This window comes from Streptomyces sp. NPDC004658, assembly GCF_040609555.1.
Lineage (GTDB): Bacteria > Actinomycetota > Actinomycetes > Streptomycetales > Streptomycetaceae > Streptomyces.
Genome location: NZ_JBEXKG010000192.1, coordinates 1 through 12,321, shown reverse-complemented (window position 1 = coordinate 12,321; position 12,321 = coordinate 1). Strand labels below are relative to the sequence as shown.

The following is a 12,321-nucleotide window of genomic DNA, read 5'->3' as shown; positions in this document are numbered from 1 at the left end:
GGCGGCCCGCCGCCCCGCCGCGGTCGCGCGGCGTCCACCGAGCGGGTGCCTTCCGGCCCGGCGGGCGGTGTCCTGCCGGGCCGGACGGCACCGGGCTTCTAGCCTCGGCGGCATGCTGGGGCTTCCTGCTCACGTCCGTGCCTGCCTGTTCGACCTCGACGGGGTCCTCACCCAGACCGCGAAGGTGCACGCGGCCGCCTGGAAGGAGATGTTCGACGGCTATCTCCGCGAACGCGCGGCCCGCGAGGGGACCGCGTTCGTCCCCTTCGACGCGGTCGACGACTACGACGCCTATGTGGACGGGCGGCCCCGCGCGGACGGGGTGCGCACGTTCCTCGCCGCGCGCGGGGTGCGGCTGCCCGAGGGGTCCCCGGACGACCCGCCGGAGGCGGAGACCGTGAACGGGCTGGGCAACCGGAAGAACAACCTGGTCCTGCAACGGATCCGCGAGGACGGGGTGGAGCCCTACGAGGGCTCGGTCCGTTTCGTGCACGCGGTGCGGGAGGCCGGACTGGGCCGCGCGGTGGTGTCGTCCAGCGCCAACTGCCGGGACGTCCTGGTGGCGGCGGGGATCGAGGACCTGTTCGACGAGCGGATCGACGGCCTGGTGGCACGCGAACGCCATCTGCGCGGCAAGCCCGCGCCGGACACCTACCTGGAGGCGGCCCGCGCGCTGGGCGTCCGGCCCGAGGAGGCGGCCGTGTTCGAGGACGCCCTGGCCGGCGTCGAGGCCGGCCGGGCCGGACGGTTCGGCGTGGTCGTGGGCGTCGACCGGGTCGGCCAGGCGGAGCAACTGCGCGCGCACGGGGCCGATGTGGTGGTCCGGGACCTGGCAGAGCTTCTGGAGTCGCGGTGATCACTCATCCCAGCTACACGGTCGAGCCGTGGTGCCTGCGCGAGACCGAGCTGAACCTCGATGTGCTCGCCCAGAGCGAGTCGGTGTTCGCGCTGTCCAACGGGCACGTCGGATGGCGCGGCAACCTCGACGAGGGAGAGCCGCACGGACTGCCCGGCGCCTACCTCAACGGCGTCTACGAGCGGCACCCGCTGCCGTACGCGGAGGCGGGCTACGGGTATCCGGAGTCCGGCGAGACGATGATCAACGTCACCGACGGCAAGATCATCCGGCTGCTCGTGGACGACCACCCGTGCGATCTGCGCTACGGCCGGCTGCTGGCGCACGAGCGGATGCTGGACTTCCGTACCGGTGTGCTCAGCCGGACCGCGCGGTGGACGTCGCCCGGCGGCCGTACCGTCCGGATCACCTCCCGCCGGCTCGTGTCCTTCACCCAGCGAGCCGTGGCCGCGGTGGTCTACGAGGTCGAGCCGGTCGACGGACCGACCACGGTGGCCGTGCAGTCCGAACTCGTCGCCAACGAACAGCTTCCCCTCATCCACGGCGACCCGCGCGTCGCCGCGGCGACCGAGTCCCCGCTGCTACCCGAGGAGCACTTCGCCCAGGACACCCGGCTCCGGCTCGTGCACTGCACCGGCAACAGCAGGCTGCGGGTGGCAGCGGCGGCCGACCACCTCGTCGCGGGCCCGGGGAGCACCAAGTGGACGGCGCAGAGCGAGCCCGACGTCAGCCGCCTGACGGTCACCGCGGACCTGGTGCCGGGACAGCCGCTGCGGCTGGTCAAGTTCGTCGCCTACGGCTGGTCCGGCGAGCGCTCGCTGCCCGCCGTGCACGACCAGGTGGACGGGGCGGTGGCGGCCGCCGTCAGCACCGGCTGGGAGGGGCTGGTCGCCGCCCAGCGGGCGTACCTGGACCGTTTCTGGGCCGGCGCGGACGTCGAGGTCGAGGGGGACGCGCAGATCCAGCAGGCGGTGCGGTTCGCCCTCTTCCACGTGCTCCAGGCGGCGGCCCGCGGCGAGAACCGGGCGATCCCCGCGAAGGGCCTGACCGGCACCGGGTACGACGGGCACTCCTTCTGGGACACCGAGTCCTACGTGCTGCCCGTCCTGACCTTCACCGCGCCGGACGCCGTCGCCTCGGCGCTGCGCTGGCGGCACCGGACGCTGCCGGCGGCGCGGGAGCGCGCCCGTCAACTCGGGCTGTCCGGGGCGACGTTCCCCTGGCGGACCATCGACGGCGCCGAGTGCTCCGCCTACTGGCCCGCCGGCACGGCCGCCTTCCACGTCAACGCGGACATCGCCATGGCCGTCGTCCGGTACGTCATGGTGACCGAGGACGAGGACTTCGAGCGCGCCGAGGGGCTCGACCTCCTCGTGGAGACCGCCCGGCTGTGGCGCTCCCTCGGCCACCACGACCCCGACGGCGTCTTCCACATCGACGGGGTCACCGGTCCCGACGAGTACAGCGCGTTCGCCCGGGACAACCTGTACACGAACCTGATGGCCCGCCACAATCTGCTGGCCGCCGCGGACGCCGCGGTACGCCATCCGGCCCGGGCGGCGGAACTCGGCGTCGACGACGAGGAGGCCGCGGTGTGGCGGGACGCGGCGGCCCGCATGGCGCTGCCGTACAACGAATCCCTCGGCGTCCACGAACAGTCGGCCGGTTTCACGACCTTCCAGCGCTGGAACTTCGAGGCGACCCCGCCCGAGGACTACCCGCTGCTGCTGCACTATCCCTACTTCGACCTGTACCGCAAGCAGGTGGTGAAGCAGGCCGACCTGGTCCTGGCCATGATGGAGTGCCCGCACGCCTTCACCGAGGAGCAGAAGGCCCGCAACTTCGCCTACTACGAGGCGCTGACCGTGCGCGACTCCTCCCTCTCGGCGTGCTGCCAGGCGGTGCTCGCCGCCGAGACCGGTCATCTGCGCCTGGCCTACGCCTATCTCGGTGAGGCCGCGCTGATGGACCTGGACGACCTCGAACACAACACCCGTGACGGGCTGCACATCGCCTCCCTCGCCGGAACCTGGATCGCCCTCGTCGCGGGCTTCGGGGGCATGCGCCAGTACCTCGGCGACGAGGGGAAGGCGGGTCAGCTGTCGTTCACACCGCGGTTGCCGGAGGCGCTGTCCAGGGTGGCCTTCACCGTGCTGGTGCGCGGACGCCGGCTGAAGGTGGACATCGGCCGGTCCCACGTGCGCTACCAGCTGGTGGAGGGCGAACCACTGGACGTCGTCCACCACGGGGAGCCGACGAGACTGACCACCGACGGGCCGGTCGAGCGCCCGGTGCCCCCCGCGCCCACGCGCCCGGAACCCCAGCAGCCGCCGGGCCGCCGCCCCGAGGGCCTGCCCGCCGGCGAGGAGGACCGGGCCGAGACACTGGAGTAGCGTGCGCGCACGGACCGGTGAGAGGCAGGGGCGATGGAGCACGGCGGGCGGCGGCGCATCGACCTGGAGGGCGTCCCCGAGACCCTGTTGTGGAACCTGTACCAGCGGGCCTTCGAGGCACGGCAGCCGCACCCCGTGCTCGACGACCCGAAGGCGATCGAACTCGTCGAGCGCATCGACTACCCCTTCGAAGAGACCTTCGGCAGGCCCTCCCCGCTCCTCGCCCAGGGGCAGGCGCTGCGGGTGCGCACCTTCGACGGCGCCGTCGCAGCCTTCCTCCGGGAGCACCCCCGCGGTACCGTCGTCGCGCTCGCCGAAGGGCTGGAGACGCAGTTCTGGCGGGTCGACAACGGCCGTGCGCACTGGCTCTGCGTCGAGCTCCCCGAGACGGCGCGGGTGCGCCGGGCGCTGCTGCCGGACGGGGAACGCCGCCGGACGCTGGCGCGGTCGGCACTGGACCTGTCCTGGCGGGACGAGGTGGACCCCTCGCACGGCGTGATCGTCACCGCCCAGGGCCTGCTGATGTACCTGCGCCCGGGCGAGGTGCGACGGCTGATCGCCGGCTGTGCCGAGGCGTTCCCCGGCGGATCGCTGGTCTTCGACGCGGTCCCGCGGTGGTTCGCCGAACGCACCCTGCGCGGAAAGATGAAGACGGCGCGGGGCTACGTGACCCCGCCCATGCCCTGGGCGCTCGACGCCGGTGAGCTCCCGAAGATCCGCACGGCGCACCCGGCCGTCGCCGAGGTGCGCGAACTGCCGCTGCCACGGGGACGCGGCGCGTACTTCGGCGTGATCTGGCCCGTGCTGCGGCGGCTGCCGGGGGCGCGCGACATCCGGCCGACCATGACCGTCCAGGCCCGGTTCGGACCCGCCGCCCCGGCCGCGGGGCGGACACCCTGAGCCGACCGGCCGCTACGCACCGTGAAGCGACGCGGTCGCAGGTGACCTTCGCCGCCGCAAGGTCGATACTTCCAGTAGACGGGACGGGCGGCTGCCCCCTCGGGCGGCCGTCGGTGCTCCGGCGACCTGCGAAGACACGGGTCTTGGGCGCAAGCGCCAAGCTCACGAGGAGATACGCATGAAGATGCTGATCAACGTCCCGGAGACCGTCGTGGCGGACGCCCTGCGCGGTCTGGCGGCCGCGTATCCGGACCTGAACGTGGACGTGGAGAACCGGGTGATCGTCCGCCGGGACGCCCCCGTGGCCGGGCAGGTCGCGCTCGTGTCGGGCGGCGGCTCGGGGCACGAGCCGCTGCACGGCGGGTTCGTCGGCCCGGGCATGCTGTCCGCCGCCTGCCCCGGAGAGGTGTTCACCTCGCCGGTGCCCGACCAGATGGCGCGGGCCGCCGCGGCCGTGGACAGCGGCGCGGGCGTGCTGTTCGTGGTGAAGAACTACACCGGTGACGTGCTCAACTTCGACATGGCGGCCGAGCTGGCCGAGGACGAGGGCATCCAGGTCGCCAAGGTGCTCGTCGACGACGACGTGGCGGTCACCGACAGCCTCTACACGGCCGGCCGGCGCGGCACCGGCGCGACACTGTTCGTGGAGAAGATCGCGGGCGCCGCCGCGGCCGAGGGGCAGCCGCTGGAACGCGTGGAGGCCATCGGCCGGCAGGTCAACGAGAACTCCCGCAGCTTCGGCGTGGCCCTGAGCGCCTGCACGACCCCGGCGAAGGGCAGCCCGACCTTCGATCTCCCGGACGGGGAGCTGGAGTTGGGCATCGGCATCCACGGCGAGCCGGGCCGCGAGCGGCGGCCGATGATGACCTCCGGGGAGATCGCCGACTTCGCGGTCAACGCCATCCTGGAGGACATGCCGCCGCGCAGCCCGGTCCTGGTGCTGGTCAACGGCATGGGCGCGACGCCGCTGCTGGAGCTGTACGGCTTCAACGCGGAGGTCCAGCGGGTGCTGCGGGAACGCGGTGTCGCCGTGGCCCGCACGCTCGTCGGCAACTACGTGACCTCGCTGGACATGGCGGGCGCCTCGGTGACGCTGTGCCAGGCCGACGAGGAGCTGCTCCGGCTCTGGGACGCGCCGGTGAAGACCCCGGCGCTGCGCTGGGGAATGTGATACGGCGGAGCAGACGGCGACCGATCCCGGCCGGACGGCCGGCAGCCCTACCACGCGAGGAGATCCAGTGCTCGACGCCGCATTCTTCCGCCGTTGGATGACGACGGCCGCCGCGTCCGTCAGCCGGGAGGCGGAACGGCTCACCGCCCTCGACTCGGCCATCGGGGACGCGGACCACGGCAGCAATCTGCAGCGCGGGTTCACGGCCGTGACGGCCGCCCTGGAGAAGGAGGCGCCGGACACCCCGGGTGCCGTGCTGACGCTGGCCGGGCGGCAGTTGATCTCGACGGTCGGCGGCGCGTCCGGACCGCTGTACGGCACCCTGCTGCGCCGGACCGGCAAGGCGCTCGGGGACGCCGCGGAGGTCGGCGAGGAGGAGCTGGCCGCCGCGCTGCGCGCGGGCGTGGAGGGCGTGATGACGCTCGGCGGGGCGGCACCCGGCGACAAGACCATGATCGACGCCCTGGTGCCGGCCGTGGACGCGCTCGGGGACGGGTTCGGCGCCGCGCGGGCCGCCGCGGACGAGGGCGCGCGGGCCACCACGCCGTTGCAGGCGCGCAAGGGGCGGGCGAGCTATCTGGGCGAGCGCAGCATCGGCCACCAGGACCCGGGGGCGACCTCGTCGGCGCTGCTGATCGCCGCGCTGGCCGAGACGGCGGAGGCGGAGCAGTGAGCGAGGAGAAGCTGGTCGGGATCGTGCTGGTGTCGCACAGCGCGGAGGTGGCCGCGTCGGTCGCCGAGCTGGCCAAGGGCCTGGCGGGCGGGGCGACCGCGGTACCGGTGGCCGCGGCGGGCGGTACCGAGGGCGGCGGGCTCGGCACCAGTGCCGAGCTGATCTCCGCCGCGGCGGCCTCGGTGGACCGGGGGGCCGGGGTGGCGGTCCTCACCGACCTGGGCAGCGCGGTGCTCACGGTGAAGGCGCTGCTCGCCGAGGGCGACGAACTGCCGGACGGCACGCGCCTGGTGGACGCGCCGTTCGTGGAGGGCGCGGTGGCCGCCGTGGTCACCTCCGCCGCCGGCGCGGACCTGGCCGCGGTGGAGGCCGCGGCGGCGGAGGCGTACAGCTACCGGAAGGTGTGACGCCCCGACCGGTTCGGGCTTCCCGTGCGGGGCCGGCACCTCGGGTCGCCGGCCGCCGTCACCAGGAAGCCTGAGCCGCCCCGGCCCGGCCGGGCCCCGCGCCTTCATGGCCGGGGCGCCCCGCCCGCGAAGCCGCCTCTCCGGGCCGGTTCCCGGTCCGCTGGGTTCCCGGAGGCGGAGCGGTGTCGGGCGAGGTCCGGGCCCGGTCGGTCAGTCGGTCGTGGCGAACTGTCTGGCCAGCCGCTCCCCCGTCGCCACCGCCGCCTCGTGGTCCTCGATCGGGGTGATCCGGGAGTTCCGGAAGACGATGTAGGTCACGTCGGAGGGTGCCCCGCCGGTGAGCGGGTCGGGGTCGATGCCCAGCCCCTGGGCGGTGGCGTAGGAGGCCTCGCCGATGAGGTCGCTCGGGCCGGTGTCGCCGACCACGGCGTACTGCACTCGGTCGCCGTGGACGACGGCCGCCACGGAGCCGCCCCGGACTCCGTGCTCGCGGTAGTCCCAGCGGGAGCTCGGCGCCGGGACCACGATGTAGGGCAGGGTCTCGGCGTTCAGATGGAGGCCGTCGGACTGCTGGAAGGCCGTGGTGGGGGCGAAGACGGGGTCGGTGCTGGAGTTGCAGTGGGTGGTGGGCCGGCCGTCGCAGTCGACGTCCAGGTCGGCCGTCCAGAAGACGGCGTCACTGGTGCCGCAGACGGGGACGGTCGCGGGGCTGTCGGCGTCGGTGCGGTACCGGCCCCGGGAGAGCTCGGTGCACGTGCCGGTCCGGGCCAGCAGGTCGGCGGCGGTGACCCCGCCCTCGCCCCGGGCGGCGGGCCGCTCACGGGGCGGGACGGCGGTGGCCGGGGCGGGCAGCGCCGCCGGGGCGATCAGGGCGGCGCCGGCCGCGGCCAGGATCAGCGACGGGACACGCACGATGAGGGACCCTCTCGTCGGGGACATGGCGGACATCCAGCACACTGTGGTGCGGCTCCGGGCGCACGGCCACGGGGGCCGCCGCGAAGGGGCCGGATGGAGCACGCTTCTGACACCCTGTGAGGGGACACCAGGGCGAGCCTCGGGGCTCGACGGAGACAACAGGGGCCGGGGGTCCGGACCGGGTACCGACCCGGACCCCCCGGCCACCCGCGCCGGCGCGGCATCGGCGACGACAGCGTGTCCGCGCCACAGGCATGAACGCCCCTGCCCTCGTGGGTAGTTCAGCCGTAGGGACGTTCAGCATACGTAACGTCCGGGGGTGCTCACCAATGCGGCCCCCTTGCTGTCGCCGCACTCGCCGGGCATATTGGTCCGGACCTTTGGGAAGCCGAGCCCGTCCGGGGGGAGGCAGAGCCGTGCGACGCGTTGCCGTTCCGCTGGTACCGGTCTGCGGCGCGCTGCTGCTGGTCGCGTCCTGCGGCTGGAGCGGGGCCGACGACGGTGGCGGCGAGGGCCGGGTGCCCGGTGCCCCGGCCGGGGTCACCGCCGCGGCGGGCAGCGCCACGAGCGTCCATGTGATGTGGAACGCGGCACCGGACGGCTCCGGGGTCCGCGCCTACGAGGTCTATCGCGGCCCCACCAAGGTGGCGGACGTACCGGGTTCGCAGCACATGGTGGACGTCACCAGGCTCAGGCCGTCCACCGTGTACGCGTTCACCGTGCGGGCCCGGGACACCGCGGGCCGGCTGGGCCCGCCGAGCCGGGCGGTGCGGGCCCGGACGCCGGCCGTGGTGGCGGCGGACCGCTCCGCGCCGACCCGGCCGCCGGCCACCACCGGGCGGGCCGTGGGAAGCCGCGCGGTCCAGCTGTCCTGGGGCGCGTCGCGGGACGACCGCGGCGTGCTGTCGTACGACGTCTACCAGGGCGGGGTGAAGATCCACAGCGTCGGCGGGAACCAGACCGCCACCGTCGTCACCGGGCTGCGCCCCGGCAGCCACTACGTCTTCACGGTGCGGGCCCGCGACGCCGCCGACAACCTCTCCCCCGCCGGCGCACCGGTCCGGCTCACCACGCCGGGCACCGACGACGGCCGGAGCACCGCGCCCACCGGGTTCACCGCCGCCACCCACCGCTCCGGCGGGGCCCACTACATCGACCTGGCCTGGGACCCGCCGCGCACGGACGGGGTGATCACCGAGTACCAGATCCAGCTGGACCGCACCGCGAGCACCTCGCTCGTCTGGGGCGGCACACCGCCGCGCGGCCGGGCCCGCCACAGCTTCTACGTGGGCACCGCCGCCGGGGAGGAGCACCGGGTACGGCTGCGGGCGCGGCTGCCGGACGGCACCTGGGGCGGCTGGTCGGCGGAGCGGACGGTGACCACGGGCGGCTGACCTGCCGCCGGGCCGGGGCCTCGCACCGCGGACCGGCGCATCGGGCCGGCGTGTCCCGGTGCACCGGACGGCGGAACCCGTCACCCGACCGGGTCCGTCCCGCATGCGGGCGGGTCCGGGGAGGCGTTGGCTGCGATGGAGGCAGCACGGACCTTTCCCGACCCCCGGCGGCGCATGGGACGTACCGCCGACCGTGCCGCCGGAGGCCAGCCCATGCACACCTCGCGACTTCTGCTCCGCTCCGGCCTGACCCTGGCGGCCGCCGCCGCCCTCCCGGCCGCGCTCGCCGGGCCGTCCGCCGCGGTCTCGGGCATCTCGGTCAGCACCACCGGCACCACGGTCTCCGTGGTCACCAGCGCCTGCACCCAGATCAACGGCAGCTGGGGGACGGCGGCCCTGCTCACCAGCCGACAGGCGAACTTCGCCCAGGGCCGGCAGGTGGCCCTCTCCGGCACGTCCGTCAGCCAGTCCGCGGCCTGGACGGGAGTGAGCCCGGGGACGTACACCGTGGTGGTGGTCTGCTCCAGCGGTCTCACGGCGGGCAGTCAGTCGGTCATCGTGTCCGGGTCCGCGCCCGCGACCCGGCCGGCGCCCGCGAAACCGACGATCAGCTCGACGTCCGGCCCGGCACCGTCCCGGGGCGTGATGGGCGGACTCGGCGGCGCCGCCCGCGACTACGGCCCGCTGACCCTGGGCGTCGGCGCGGCCCTGGTCGGGGCCGGCGTCGTCGCGACGGGCTGGGTCCTGCGCCGCCGCTCGAAGCCGTACCGGCTCTGAGCGGTCCCACGGCCGTACCGGCGCCGGGTGCTGCTCAGTCGGGGTCCGGCAGCTCGGCGAACTCCGCCAGGGCGTGGGTGAGCCACTGGGTCCAGAAGGTCTCCAGGTCGATGCCCGCCCGCAGGACCAGGTGGCGCAGCCGGTCCTGCGGGGCGTCCCGGTCCGGCGGGAAGTCGCGCTGCTCGATCTGCCGGTACTCGTCCAGCTGCCGCCGGTGCAGTTCCAGATGGCGGCGCAGATCGGCCTCCAGGCCCGCGGTGCCGACCACGGCCGCCGCGCGCAGCCGCAGCAGGAGCGGGTCCCGCATGGTCCTCGGATCCTGCGCGGAGGCGGTCCAGCGGGCCAGCTCGGCACGGCCCGCGGGCAGGACCTCGTAGCTCTTCTTCTGCCCGCGGGCCGGCTGCTCGGCCGGCAGGGTGCGGATGAGCCCCTCCGCCTCCAGCTTCCCCAGCTCGCGATAGATCTGCTGGTGCGTCGCGGACCAGAAGTAGCCGATCGACTTGTCGAACCGGCGGGTCAGCTCCAGTCCCGACGACGGTTTTTCCAGCAGGGCGGTGAGGATCGCGTGCGGGAGTGACATGGGCTCATCCTAGGGACGTGCGCGCCGGGCCCTACAGGGCCGCCGCCAGCTCCGTGCCCTGCTTGATCGCCCGCTTGGCGTCCAGTTCGGCCGCGACGTCCGCGCCGCCGATCAGGTGCGCGCTGCGGCCGGCGGCCACCAGCTCCTCGTACAGCTCCCGGCGAGGCTCCTGGCCGGTGCACAGCACGACCGTGTCGACGTCCAGGACCGTGCTCTCGTCGCCGACGGTGATGTGCAGCCCGGCGTCGTCGATCCGGTCGTAGCACACGCCCGGCACCATGGTCACGCCCCGGTGCTTCAGCTCGGTGCGGTGGATCCAGCCGGTGGTCTTGCCGAGCCCGGCGCCGACCTTGCTGGTCTTGCGCTGGAGCAGGTGGACCTGGCGGGGCGGCGCGGGCCGCTGCGGGGCCGCGAGGCCGCCGGGCGCCCGGTAGTCCATGTCGACGCCCCACTGCCGGAAGTAGGTCTCGGGGTCCTCGCTCGCCTTGTCGCCGCCGTCGGTGAGGAACTCGGCGACGTCGAAGCCGATGCCGCCGGCCCCGAGGACGGCGACGCGGTCGCCGACGGGCGCGCCGTCGCGCAGCACGTCCAGGTAGCCGAGGACGCGGGGGTGGTCGACACCGGGGATGTCCGGGGTGCGCGGAGTGACGCCGGTGGCGACGACGACCTCGTCGAAGTCGTCCAGGTCGCCGGCCTTCACCCAGGTCTCCAGGCGGACGTCGACGCGGTGGGCGTCGAGCTGGTGGCGGAAGTAGCGCAGCGTCTCGTCGAACTCCTGCTTGCCGGGCACCTTGCGGGCGACGTTGAGCTGTCCGCCGATCTCGCTCGCCGCGTCGAACAGGGTGACGGTGTGGCCGCGTTCGGCGGCGGACACCGCGCAGGCGAGGCCGGCCGGGCCGGCGCCGACGACGGCGACGCGCTTCTTCAGCCGGGTCGGCGCGAGCACCAGCTCGGTCTCGTGGCAGGCGCGCGGGTTGACCAGGCAGGAGGTGATCTGCCCGCTGAACGTGTGGTCGAGGCAGGCCTGGTTGCAGCCGATGCAGGTGTTGATGGCCTCCGGGGTGCCGGCGGCGGCCTTGGCGACGAAGTCGGGGTCGGCGAGCATCGGACGGGCCAGGGAGACCATGTCCGCGCAGCCGTCGGCCAGCAGCCGCTCGGCGAGTTCCGGGGTGTTGATGCGGTTGGTGGTCACCAGGGGCACGGACACCTCGCCCATGAGCTTCTTGGTGACCCAGGTGTAGGCGCCGCGCGGAACGGAAGTGGCGATGGTGGGGATGCGGGCCTCGTGCCAGCCGATGCCGGTGTTGATGATCGTGGCCCCGGCGGCCTCGACGGCCCTGCCGAGCGCGATCACCTCGTCCAGCGAGGAGCCGCCCGGGACCAGGTCCAGCATGGACAGCCGGTAGATGACGATGAAGTCCTCGCCGACGGCCTCGCGGACCCGCCGCACGATCTCGACCGGGAACCGCATCCGGTTCTCGTACGAGCCGCCCCACCGGTCGGTGCGCCGGTTGGTCTGCGCGGCGGTGAACTCGTTGACGAGGTAGCCCTCGGAGCCCATGATCTCCACGCCGTCGTAGCCGGCTCGCCGCGCGAGGCGGGCGGCGCGGGCGTAGTCCTCGATGGTGCGCTCCACGTCGGCGTCGGACAGCTCGCGGGGCACGAAGGGGCTGATGGGCGCCTGGAGGGGGCTCGGCGCGACGAGGTCCCGGTGGTAGGCGTAGCGGCCGAAGTGCAGGATCTGCATCGCGATCCGGCCGCCCTCGCGGTGCACGGCCTCGGTGACGGTCCGGTGCCGCTCGGCCTCCGCGTCGGTGGTGAGCATGGCTCCGCCGTCGTACGGCCGTCCCTCCTCGTTCGGCGCGATGCCGCCGGTGACGATGAGCCCCACTCCGCCGCGCGCGCGGGCCGCGTAGAACGCCGCCATCCGCTCGAAGCCGCGCTCGGCCTCCTCCAGGCCGACGTGCATGGAGCCCATGAGCACGCGGTTGGGCAGCGTGGTGAAGCCCAGGTCGAGCGGGGTCATCAGATGCGGGTAACGGCTCATCGGGCCCTCCGTGCGCGGTGTCGTCACCTCCTGTTGTAGAGGAAGCCCGAGCGTTTATGCAACTAGTTGCACAACCGAGCGTGTGTGACGCCGGCGGCCCGTTCTGTACCTATGCCCTGTTCATCCTGCTCCTGCTGCTGTGGATCACCACGCGCTTCAACCGCGACCGCTGAGCGGGGAACCCGTCCCCGGCCGGACGTCCGAGGCC

The 12,321-nt window shown here is 74.0% G+C and carries 11 protein-coding genes; 8 read left to right on the top strand and 3 right to left on the bottom strand.

The genetic code is table 11. The features are described 5' to 3' along the window. Window positions 1-112: 112 nt before the first annotated feature. The 6 genes from ABZV94_RS36270 to ABZV94_RS36245 all read left to right on the top strand — a co-directional run bounded on the left by ABZV94_RS36270 (window position 113) and on the right by ABZV94_RS36245 (window position 6,400). The gene (locus ABZV94_RS36270) at window positions 113-856 is read left to right on the top strand and encodes a beta-phosphoglucomutase family hydrolase (RefSeq protein ID WP_356348317.1); all 744 of its coding nucleotides are present in this window, start codon (window positions 113-115) and stop codon (window positions 854-856) included. After that, window positions 853-3,249: a glycoside hydrolase family 65 protein gene (locus tag ABZV94_RS36265; protein ID WP_356348315.1), complete on the top strand. Its 2,397-nt coding sequence runs from the start codon at window positions 853-855 to the stop codon at window positions 3,247-3,249. Before ABZV94_RS36270 ends, ABZV94_RS36265 begins: the two co-directional genes overlap by 4 nt. A 33-nt stretch (window positions 3,250-3,282) precedes the next feature. Then, entirely contained in the window at window positions 3,283-4,149 is an 867-nt protein-coding gene (locus tag ABZV94_RS36260) for a class I SAM-dependent methyltransferase (RefSeq protein ID WP_356348312.1), read from the top strand. A gap of 178 nt (window positions 4,150-4,327) precedes the next feature. Next, entirely contained in the window at window positions 4,328-5,320 is a 993-nt protein-coding gene (dhaK, locus tag ABZV94_RS36255; RefSeq protein WP_356348309.1) for a dihydroxyacetone kinase subunit DhaK, read from the top strand. Between the two features lie 67 nt (window positions 5,321-5,387). Beyond that, window positions 5,388-5,993, top strand: coding sequence for a dihydroxyacetone kinase subunit DhaL (gene dhaL, locus ABZV94_RS36250; protein WP_356348306.1), 606 nt, complete (start codon window positions 5,388-5,390; stop codon window positions 5,991-5,993). Continuing rightward, complete coding sequence (locus ABZV94_RS36245; RefSeq protein ID WP_356348303.1) at window positions 5,990-6,400, top strand: PTS fructose transporter subunit IIA; 411 nt, start codon at window positions 5,990-5,992, stop codon at window positions 6,398-6,400. Before dhaL ends, ABZV94_RS36245 begins: the two co-directional genes overlap by 4 nt. Window positions 6,401-6,610: 210 nt before the next feature. Here ABZV94_RS36245 and ABZV94_RS36240 read toward each other — a convergent pair whose 3' ends face one another. After that, the gene (locus ABZV94_RS36240) at window positions 6,611-7,312 is read right to left on the bottom strand and encodes a glycoside hydrolase family 75 protein (RefSeq protein WP_356348320.1); all 702 of its coding nucleotides are present in this window, start codon (window positions 7,310-7,312) and stop codon (window positions 6,611-6,613) included. A 419-nt stretch (window positions 7,313-7,731) separates the two neighbouring features. Here ABZV94_RS36240 and ABZV94_RS36235 point away from each other — a divergent pair, with 419 nt between their 5' ends. Next, window positions 7,732-8,709, top strand: coding sequence for a fibronectin type III domain-containing protein (locus ABZV94_RS36235; protein ID WP_356348300.1), 978 nt, complete (start codon window positions 7,732-7,734; stop codon window positions 8,707-8,709). 213 nt (window positions 8,710-8,922) lie between these two features. Continuing rightward, window positions 8,923-9,486, top strand: coding sequence for a hypothetical protein (locus ABZV94_RS36230; RefSeq protein WP_356348298.1), 564 nt, complete (start codon window positions 8,923-8,925; stop codon window positions 9,484-9,486). A 34-nt stretch (window positions 9,487-9,520) separates the two neighbouring features. Here ABZV94_RS36230 and ABZV94_RS36225 read toward each other — a convergent pair whose 3' ends face one another. Both ABZV94_RS36225 and ABZV94_RS36220 read right to left on the bottom strand, forming a co-directional pair. After that, on the bottom strand, window positions 9,521-10,066 hold the full coding sequence (locus tag ABZV94_RS36225; RefSeq protein WP_356348296.1) for a PadR family transcriptional regulator: 546 nt from the start codon (window positions 10,064-10,066) through the stop codon (window positions 9,521-9,523). A gap of 31 nt (window positions 10,067-10,097) precedes the next feature. Next, window positions 10,098-12,113 (bottom strand): NADPH-dependent 2,4-dienoyl-CoA reductase, encoded by a 2,016-nt coding sequence (locus ABZV94_RS36220; RefSeq protein WP_356348294.1) that lies wholly within the window; start codon window positions 12,111-12,113, stop codon window positions 10,098-10,100. Window positions 12,114-12,321: the final 208 nt, after the last annotated feature.

Excerpts from the sequence above, each read along its gene's own strand:
- ABZV94_RS36270 (WP_356348317.1), top strand. The coding sequence starts at position 113 with ATGCTGGGGCTTCCTGCTCACGTCCGTGCCTGCCTGTTCGACCTCGAC.
- ABZV94_RS36260 (WP_356348312.1), top strand. The coding sequence starts at position 3,283 with ATGGAGCACGGCGGGCGGCGGCGCATCGACCTGGAGGGCGTCCCCGAG.
- dhaK (WP_356348309.1), top strand. The coding sequence starts at position 4,328 with ATGAAGATGCTGATCAACGTCCCGGAGACCGTCGTGGCGGACGCCCTG.
- ABZV94_RS36230 (WP_356348298.1), top strand. The coding sequence starts at position 8,923 with ATGCACACCTCGCGACTTCTGCTCCGCTCCGGCCTGACCCTGGCGGCC.
- ABZV94_RS36225 (WP_356348296.1), bottom strand. The coding sequence starts at position 10,066 with ATGTCACTCCCGCACGCGATCCTCACCGCCCTGCTGGAAAAACCGTCG.
- ABZV94_RS36220 (WP_356348294.1), bottom strand. The coding sequence starts at position 12,113 with ATGAGCCGTTACCCGCATCTGATGACCCCGCTCGACCTGGGCTTCACC.